This is a genomic window from Kitasatospora sp. NPDC002551, from assembly GCF_040296005.1.
In the GTDB taxonomy this organism is placed as follows: Bacteria; Actinomycetota; Actinomycetes; order Streptomycetales; family Streptomycetaceae; genus Kitasatospora.
Window position 1 is genome coordinate 55,950 of record NZ_JBEOWI010000049.1, and the last position, 10,043, is coordinate 65,992.

General features: G+C 77.0%; 1 protein-coding gene. It reads left to right on the forward strand.

Annotation, left to right across the window (positions count from 1 at the left end):
- Nucleotides 1-657: 657 nt before the first annotated feature.
- Nucleotides 658-10,043, forward strand: a 9,386-nt coding sequence (locus ABT093_RS31440; RefSeq protein WP_350570216.1) for a type I polyketide synthase, incomplete at its 3' end; no start/stop codon positions are given.

The window sequence follows — 10,043 nt, forward strand, 5'->3', positions numbered from 1 at the left end:
TCGTCGGGTTTTCCCGGGATTCCGGTGCTCGGGAAGCCGGCGGGCGGCGTCCCGGGCGCGTTCCCCGGGTGACGGCCACCACTATGGCGCGGTGCGGTCGACGAACGGTCCGCGGACGGTCGACGCGGGCGCGACGGCACCGGGCCGCCACGAACGACGTCGCCGAGGTGCTCGGGCGATCCCCGGTGGGGGTCGACCGTGTGCCCGGGAACATTCCCGGTCCGAAGTCGTGGGTCCGATGGGCTCGCGGTCGGCCGGAAAGCCTTTCGGCTTCGATGTCCGGTCGAATGTTCGGGGGTAGGGGAATTCGGGATTCCGGTCGGCTCGGGATTGCCTCGCCGAGTGACGGGAGTGACTGCGGTGAATTGGCACCGAACGACAGTTCGTTACCGGGATGTTTCCTTCACATCGGAATCGGACGCATGAGTCCGATGTTCGGGGCGGCGGGATCCGGACCGGTGCACTCATCAGGTGATCGCATTTCTGCAGTTCCAGGCCTTGGTGTGGGAGAGCATCGGGTGGCCGGGAGTGACGTCAGTCTCCTTCCACGGCGTCCGGCTGGCCGAAACCAGACGCTTGCGGATCGTCGATGGCCCGATTCAGAGTTCTGCCTGCCCGCGCTCGCCCGCAAATCGACTCTGGACGTGATGGAACGGTATGGCCGATTCGGATGCTGTCGCGATCGTCGGTTTCGCCTGCCGCGTGGCGGGAGCAAGCACCCCGGACCGGTTCTGGGAACTCCTGCGCACCGGCGTCGATTCCGTCCGTGAATTCCCCGACGGCCGGCGCGCCGCGACACCGCCGGAACGCCCCGGTGTCACGGTTGCCGCCGACCGCGCGGAGCGGCCCCGGCGCGGTGGCTACCTGGACGAGGTCAGCGGCTTCGACCCGGAGTTCTTCGGCATCGGTCCGGGCGAGGCGGCGCTCATGGACCCGCAGCAGCGGCTCATGCTCGAACTGTGCTGGGAGGCCCTGGAACACGCGGGCGTCCCGCCGCACGGGCTGAGCGGCGGCCCGGTCGGCGTGTTCGCCGGGGCGATCTGGGACGACTACGCGGTGCTGCTGCGCCGCGCGGGCATCGCGGCCGGTGCGCGCCAGGTGACCGGCCTGCACCGCAGCATGATCGCCAACCGGGTCTCCTACGCGCTCGGCCTGCGCGGCCCCAGCATGACGGTCGACGCGGCCCAGGCGTCCTCGCTGGTCGCGGTGCACACGGCCTGCGAGAGCCTGCGGCGCGGGGAGTCCGAACTCGCCCTGGCCGGCGGCGTCAACCTCGACCTCGTCCCCGACGGCCCGGGCGAGGCGGGCAAACTGGGCGGACTCTCCCCGGACGGCCGGTGCTTCACCTTCGACGCGCGCGCCAACGGCTACGTGCGCGGCGAGGGCGGCGCGGTCGTCGTGCTCAAGCCGCTGGCCCGCGCGCTCGCCGACGGCGACACCGTGTACTGCGTGGTGGCGGGCAGCGCGATGAACCACGACGGCGGCGGCGCGGCGCTCACCTCGCCCGAGGCCGCGGCGCAGGAGCAGGTGATCCGCGCGGCCCACCGCCGGGCCGGATTCCGCCCGGCCGACGTGCAGTACGTCGAACTGCACGGCACCGGAACCCCCGTGGGCGACCCGGTGGAGGCGGCCGCCCTCGGCGCCGCGCTCGGCACCGGCCGCCCGGCCGGCGCGCCGCTGCGGGTCGGCTCGGTGAAGACCAACCTCGGGCACCTGGAGGGCGCGGCCGGAATCGTCGGGCTGGTCAAGACGGTCCTGGCGATCCGCCACCGGGAGCTGCCGCGCAGCCTCAACTACGAGACCCCGAACCCCCGCATCCCGCTGGGGGAGCTCGGCCTGCGTGTCCAGGACACGACGGGTGCCTGGCCGAGGCCCGGGCAGCGGCTGGTCGCCGGGGTGAGCTCCTTCGGCATGGGCGGCACCAACTGCCACGTGGTGCTGGCGGAAGGGCCGGCCGGTGGAAGCGAGCAGGCCTCGGCGGCAGCGGCCGACGGTCCTGCCGAGCCGGCCGCGAACCCCGGGGCCCCTGTCCTCGTCCCGCTCTCCGGGACGACGCCCGAGGCGGTACACGCCCAGGCCGACCGCCTGCACGCACACCTGCTGCGGCACCCCGAGGTCGAGCCGGCGCACCTCGGCTGGTCGGCCGCCACCACCCGGAGCCACCTCGCCGCCCGCGCCGTCGTCCTCGCCCCCGACCGCGCGGGGCTGCTGGCCGGCCTCGACGCGCTGCGCACCGCGGGCGCGGCCCCCGGTGTGGTGAGCGGTGAGGTCAGGCCCGGCCGCACCGCCTTCCTGTTCGCCGGCCAGGGCAGCCAGCGCCCCGGTATGGGCCGCGAACCGTACGACCGTTTCCCCGAGTTCGCCGCCGCCTTCGAGGAGGTCTGCCGGCACCTCGACCCGCACCTGCCGCGCCCGCTGCGCGAGGTGCTGTTCGCGCCCGAGGGCAGCCCGGAGGCGGAACTCGTCCACCGCACCGAGTTCACCCAGCCCGCGCTCTTCGCCCTCGGGGTGGCGCTGCACCGGCTGCTGGCGCGCTGGGGCGTCGTCCCCGACCTGCTGCTCGGCCACTCGATCGGTGAACTCACGGCCGCGCACGTGGCCGGCGTCCTCGACCTGCCCGACGCCTGCGCCCTGGTGGCCGCCCGGGGCCGGCTGATGCAGCAACTGCCCGCCGGTGGCGCGATGCTGGCGGTCCGCCTGGCCGAGGCCGAGGTCATCGAGGCGCTCGCGGACCTGGGGGACCGGGTCGCGGTCGCGGCCGTGAACGGGCCGGCGGCCACCGTCGTCTCCGGCGACGAGGAGGCCGTCCTCGCCCTCGGGGAGCGGTGGCGGGCGCAGGGCCACAAGGTCCGGCGGCTGCGGGTCGGCCACGCCTTCCACTCGGCGCGGATGGAGCCGATGCTCGACGCCTTCGCGCGGGTCGCGCGGGGGCTGACCTTCCGTCCGCCGACGACGCCCGTGGTGTCCAACCTGACCGGCCGCACGGCGTCCGAGGAGGAGCTGTGCTCGCCCGACTACTGGGTGCGCCAGGTGCGCGGGGCGGTGCGCTTCGGCGACGGCGTCGACCGGCTGCGCGAGGCCGGCGCGACCGTCCTGGTCGAACTCGGGCCGGACGGCAGCCTGTCCGCGCTGGCCCGGGAGTGCCCGGTGCCCGAGGGCGGCGAGGCCTTCGCGACCGTCGCCACCCTGCGGGCCGGCCGGCCGGAGGCGGACGCCCTGGCCGAGACCGCCGCCCGGCTGCACACCCTGGGCGCCGCGCTCGACTGGACCGCGCTGTTCGAGGCCCGGGCGCGGCGGCGGGTCGAGCTGCCCACCTACGCGTTCCGGCGCACGCCGCACTGGCTGCGCGCCGCCGCGCCCGAGGACGTCGCGCCCGAGGATGCAGCTCCTGAGAACGCCGCTCCCGAGGCGCAGGCAGCGCGGGCACCCCGGGCGCCGCAGGCCTCGCCGCTCGCCCGCCGGATCGCCGGGCTGCCGGAGGCCGACCAGGCGCGCGTGGTGCTGGACCTGGTCCGCTCGCACGCGGCCGCCGTGCTCGGCCACGCCACCAGGGACACCGTCCGCGCGGACCTCGCCTACCGTGAGTCGGGACTCGACTCGCTCGCCACCGTCGAGCTCCTCCAGCGGCTGTCCGCCGCGACCGGCCTCGACCTGCCCGCGAGCGCCGGCTACGACCACCCGACGCCCGCCGACCTCGCCCGCCACCTGCGTTCCCGGGCCCTGGCACTGCCCGCGCCGGAGCGGCGGGCCGAGCGGGCCGAGCCGTCCCCGGCGGCCGACCGGGACGGCGACCCGATCGCCGTCGTCGCCATGGGGTGCCGCTTCCCCGGCGGCGCCCGCACCCCCGAGCAGCTGTGGCGCCTGGCCGCCGAGGGCGTGGACGCCATCGGAGCGTTCCCCCGGGACCGCGGCTGGGACCTCGACCGGCTGCACCGGACCTCCCCGGACGGGCTCGGGAGCACGTATGTGCGCGAGGGCGGATTCCTCGACGGCGCGGGGGAGTTCGACGCCGAGTTCTTCGGCATCAGCCCGCGCGAGGCCCTCGCGATGGACCCGCAGCAGCGCCTGCTGCTGGAGACCTCCTGGGAGACCCTGGAGCGCGCCGGGCTCGACCCCGCCGGGCTGCGCGGCGACCGCGTCGGGGTGTTCGTCGGCGCCACGGCGCAGGACTACGGCCCGCGCATGCACCAGCCCGTCGACGGCCTGGACGGCTACCTGCTCACCGGCACCACCCCGAGCGTCGCCTCCGGCCGGATCGCCTATGAGCTCGGCCTCGAAGGCCCCGCCGTGACCGTGGACACCGCCTGCTCCTCCTCGCTCGTCGCCGTGCACCTGGCCGCCCAGGCCCTGCGCAACGGCGAGTGCACGCTGGCCCTCGCGGGCGGTGCCACCGTGATGGCCGAGCCCGGGATGTTCGTCGAGTTCGCCCGGCAGCGCGGCCTCGCCCCGGACGGCCGCTGCAAGCCGTTCTCCGCCGACGCCGACGGCACGGCGTGGGCCGAGGGCGTCGGCGTCGTCCTCCTGGAGCGGCTGTCGGACGCCCGGCGCCACGGCCACCCGGTGCTCGCCCTGGTGGTCGGCTCGGCCGTCAACCAGGACGGTGCCAGCAACGGCCTCAGCGCCCCCAACGGGTCGGCCCAGCAGCGGGTGATCCGGCAGGCGCTGGGCTCCGCCGGCCTGGTGCCCGCGGACGTCGACGTGGTCGAGGCGCACGGCACCGGCACCGCCCTCGGCGACCCGGTCGAGGCACACGCCCTGCTCGCCGTCTACGGCGCCGACCGCGCTCCCGAACACCCCCTGCTGCTCGGCTCGGTGAAGTCCAACATCGGCCACACCCAGGCCGCGGCCGGGGTCGCCGGGCTGATCAAGACCGTCCTCGCGATGCGGCACGGGCTGGTGCCCGGCGTGCTGCACCTGCGCGAGCCCTCGCCGAAGGTGCGCTGGGCGGACGGCGCGGTCACCGTGCCGGCGACCGCGACCCCGTGGCCCTCGCCCGCCGGTCCCGAACGCCCCCGGCGGGCCGGCGTCTCCTCGTTCGGCATCAGCGGCACCAACGCGCACGTCATCGTCGAGCAGGCGCCGGCGGAAACCGGGCAGGCGCCGGAGACCGAGGGCGGCGGGTACCCGGACCTGCCCGTGCCGCTCACCGTCTCCGGCCGCACCGAGGCCGCGCTGCGCGACCAGGCCGGCCGACTGGCCCGGCACCTGGCCGCCGCCGAAGCGGGAACGACCGCGCCGGCCGGTGGGGCCGCCCGGAACGCGCTCGCCCACGCCCTGCTGCGCAGCCGGACCAGGTTCGACCACACCGCCGTCGTCCTCGCCCGCACGCGGGCCGACGCGCTGCGCGGGCTGACCGCGCTCGCCCAGGGCGAGCCGGCCGACAACCTCGTCCGGGCCCAGTCCACCGCCCGCGGCGCGACCGCCCTGGTGTTCCCCGGGCAGGGCTCGCAATGGGCCGACATGGCCGTCGAACTCCTCGACGCCTCACCGGTGTTCGCGGCCGAGCTGGACGCCTGCGCGGCGGCGCTGGCCCGCTGGACCGACTGGTCGCTGCACGACGTCCTGCGCGGCCGGCCGGGCGCGCCCGACCTGTCCCGGGTCGACGTCGTCCAGCCCGTGCTGTTCGCCGTCATGGTCGCGCTGGCCGGACTGTGGCGGGCCGCCGGCGTCGAACCGAGCGCCGTCGTCGGCCACTCGCAGGGCGAGATCGCCGCCGCGTACGTCGCGGGCGCGCTCACCCTGGACGACGCGGCCAAGGTGGTCGCCCTGCGCAGCCGCGCCCTGGTCGACCTGGCCGGCACCGGCGGCATGGTCTCCGTGCCGCTGCCCGCCGGGGAGACCGGCGCACTCCTCGCGCCCTGGGACGGCAGGATCGGCATCGCCGCCCGCAACGGCCCCGCCACCACCGTCGTCTCCGGGGACGCCGCCGCCCTCGACGCCCTCCTCGCCCACTGCGAGCGGACCGGCGTGCGCGCCCGCCGGATCCCGGTGGACTACGCCTCGCACTCGGCGCACGTCGAACCGCTGCGCGAACCGCTGCTCGCCGCGCTCGCCGACCTCACGCCCCGCGCCGCGCGGATCGCCTTCTACTCGACCGTCACCGGTGGGCCGCTGACCGACACCACCACGCTCGACGCCGACTACTGGTACCGCAACCTGCGCCAGGAGGTCCGCTTCGAGCCCGCCGTGCGCGCCCTGCACGCGGACGGCCACCGGCTGTTCGTCGAGGCGAGCCCGCACCCCGTCCTCAAGATCGGCACCCAGGAGACGCTGGACGCCTGCGGCACGGAGGGCCCCGGCGGCACGGCCATCGGCACCCTGCGGCGCGACCACGGCGGCCTCGGACAGTTCCTCACCGCCGTCACCGAGGCGATGGTCCACGGGGCGGAGCCCGACCCCGACGCGCTGATCCCCGGCGACCACCGCGGCCGGCACGTCGACCTGCCCACCTACGCCTTCCAGCGCCGCCGCTACTGGCTGACCGCCGGGTCCGCGCAGTCCCGCCCCGCCGACCTCGGCCTCGACGCCGTCGACCACCCGCTGCTCGGCGCCGTCACCACGGCCCCGGACGGCACCACCCTGGTCACCGGCCGGCTCTCCGCGGACACCCTGCCCTGGCTGCCCGACCACGCGGTCACCGGCACGGTCGTGCTGCCCGGCACGGCCTTCCTCGACCTCGTGCTCCGGGCGGGCGCGCTCGCCGGCTGCCCGGGCGTCGAGGAGCTCACCCTGGAGGCCCCGCTGGTCCTGCCCGACACCGGGCGCACGCAGCTGCGGGTGGCCGTCGCCCCCGCCGACCCGGCGGGCCGGCACGCCGTCACCGTGGACTCCCGGCCGTCCGTGCCCGAGGGCGAACCGGGCGAGGAGTCCGCGGAGCGGCCCTGGACGCGGCACGCCTCCGGTGCGCTGACGGCCGCCGGGGATCGCATCGCGGTTGCGGTGGAGGGGAGTTGGCCGCCACCGGGCGGCGAGCCGGTTGACCTCGCCGAGGCCTACGAGCGTCTCGACCGGCTCGGCTACGGCTACGGCCCGTGGTTCCAGGGCCTCACCGCCGCCTGGCACGCGGGAGACCACCTGTACGCCGAGGTCCGCCTGCCCGCCGAAGCCGGCCGGGGCGATGCCGCGCACGGCGTCCATCCCGCCCTGCTCGATGCCGCGCTCCACCCGCTGCTGCTGGCCGACGCCGACGCCGCCGGGGCGGCGGCCGGTGCGGCCCCGCGCATCCCGTTCTCCTTCACCGACGTGCGGCTGCACGCCACCGGCGCGACCGCGCTGCGCGTCCGGCTGTCGCCCGCGCCGGACGGCACCACCGCCCTCGCCGTCGAGGACCCCACCGGGGCGCCCGTGCTCACGGTCGGCGGACTCAGCCTGCGCGAACTGCCCGCCGACCGGCTCGCACCGGCCGGGGCCACCCCGCGCGACGCGCTGTTCGAACTGCGGTGGACGGAACTGTCCGCCCCCGCCGCCACGGAGGGTCCGGACTGCGTGGTCCTCGGCGCCGACGACCTCGGTCTCGACCCGCGCGCCACGTTCCCGGACCTCGCCGGGCTCGACGCCCACACCGCCGCCGGGCATCCGGCGCCCGCCGTGGTGGTCGCCGCCGCGCCCGTCGTCCCGGCCGGGTCCGGCGACGGCACGGCCGAGGCCGCGCACGCCGCCGCCCGCTGGGCCCTGGACACCGTCCGGGCCTGGCTGGCCGGGGACCGCCCGGACGGCGCCCGGCTGGTCGTCGTCACCCGGGGCGCGGTCGCCGTCCGGGGCGGGGACGCCGTACCGGGCCTCGGCCAGTCCCCGGTGTGGGGCCTGCTGCGCACCGCGCAGTCCGAGCACCCGGGCCGCCTCGCCCTGATCGACCTCGACGACCCCGCGCGCTCCGGCCGCGCCCTGCGGGCCGCCCTCGCCGCCGACGAGCCCCAACTGGCCCTGCGCGACGGGATCCCGCACCGCCCCCGGCTCCTCCCGGCCCCGGACGCGGCTCGGCTCGGCGGGCGCCCGCTCGATCCGGACCGCACGGCGCTGATCACCGGCGGCACCGGCACCCTCGGCGCGCTGATCGCCCGCCGGCTGGTCACCGAGCACGGCCTGCGCCACCTGCTGCTGGTCAGCCGGGCCGGGCAGCAGGCCGACGGCGCCGAGCCGCTGCGGGCCGAACTCGCCGCGCTCGGCGCGCGGGTGACGATCGCCGCGTGCGACGCCGCCCGCCGCGAGGAACTCGCGGCGCTGATCGCCGGCCTCCCGGCCGCCCACCCGCTGGGCGTCGTCGTGCACGCCGCCGGCGTCCTCGACGACGGCACGGTGGAGACCCTCGCCCCCGAACGCCTGGCCGCCGTCCTGCGCCCCAAGGCGGACGCCGCCTGGCACCTGCACGAGCTGACCCGGGAGCAGGACCTCGACGCGTTCGTCCTCTTCTCCTCCGTCACCTCGGTCACCGGCACCGCCGGCCAGGGCGCCTACACGGCCGCGAACGCCTTCCTCGACGCCCTGGCCGGGCACCGCCGCGCGGCCGGGCTGCCGGCGATCTCCCTCGCCTGGGGCCTGTGGGCCGAGGGCAGCGGGATGACCCGCCACCTCGCCGCCGCCGACCTCGCCCGGCTCGCACGCGGCGGCATCGGCCTGCTGTCCACCGAGGACGGGCTCGCACTGTTCGACGCGGCGCTGCGGAGCGACCTGCCGTACGCCGTCACCGCCCGCCTCGACCGCGCGGCCCTGCGCGACCTCGCGGCGGCCGGCACCGTGCCGCCCGTGCTCCGCGGACTGGTCCGCGCCCCGCTGCAGCGCGTGGCCGGGGCGGCGCCGGGCGCCGCGGAGCCCGGCGGCGCCGGGGAGGCGTCCTCCTGGGCGCGCCGGATGGCCGCACTGCCCGAGGACCGCCGCGCCCGCGCCGCACTCGACCTCGTCCGCAGCCAGACCGCGACCGTGCTCGGCCACGGCGAAGCGGACACCATCGACGTCCAACGCGCCTTCCGCGAACTGGGCTTCGACTCGCTCACCGCGCTGGAACTGCGCAACCGGATCAACACGCTCACCGGCCTGCGGCTGCCCGCCACCGTGGTGTTCGACCACCCCAGCGCCACCGCCCTCGCGGCACGGCTGACCAGGGAGGCGGTGGGTACCCCGGCGGCGGTCGCCCCGACGGCCGCGGCCGTCCCGGTCGACGACGAGCCGATCGTGATCGTCGGCATGGGCTGCCGCTACCCCGGCGGCGTCGCCGGGCCCGAGGACCTGTGGCGCCTCGTCGCGCAGGAGACCGACGCGGTGGGTGGCTTCCCGGCCGACCGGGGCTGGGACGTCGACGCCCTGTACGACCCGGACCCGTCCCGCCCCGGCACGGTGTACACCCGGCACGGCGCCTTCCTGTACGACTCCGGCGACTTCGACGCCGAGTTCTTCGGGATCTCGCCGCGCGAGGCACGCGCGATGGACCCGCAGCAGCGCCTGCTGCTGGAGACCTCCTGGGAGGCGCTGGAGCACGCGGGCATCGACCCCGCCGGGCTGCGCGGCTCCCGGACCGGCGTCTTCACCGGCGTCATGCACCACGACTACGCCTCCCGGCTGCACCGGGCCCCGGACGGCTACGAGGGTCTGCTGCTCGCGGGCAGCGTCGGGAGCGTCGTCTCGGGCCGGGTCGCCTACTCGCTGGGGCTGGAGGGCCCGGCGGTGAGCATCGACACGGCGTGCTCCTCGTCGCTGGTCGCGCTGCACCTGGCGGCGAACGCGCTGCGGACCGGGGAGTGCGACCTCGCGCTCGCGGGCGGGGTGACGGTCATGTCGACGCCGCACGTGTTCGTGGAGTTCGCCCGTCAGCGCGGTCTGGCGGCGGACGGGCGGTGCAAGCCGTTCGCGGCGGCGGCGGACGGGACCGGCTGGGGCGAGGGCGTCGGCCTGCTCGTCGTCGAGCGGCTGTCGGACGCGCGCCGCCACGGGCACCGGGTGCTGGCGGTGCTGCGGGGTTCGGCGGTGAACCAGGACGGCGCGTCCAACGGTCTGACGGCGCCGAACGGTCCGTCGCAGGAGCGGGTGATCCGGCAGGCGCTCGCCGGCGC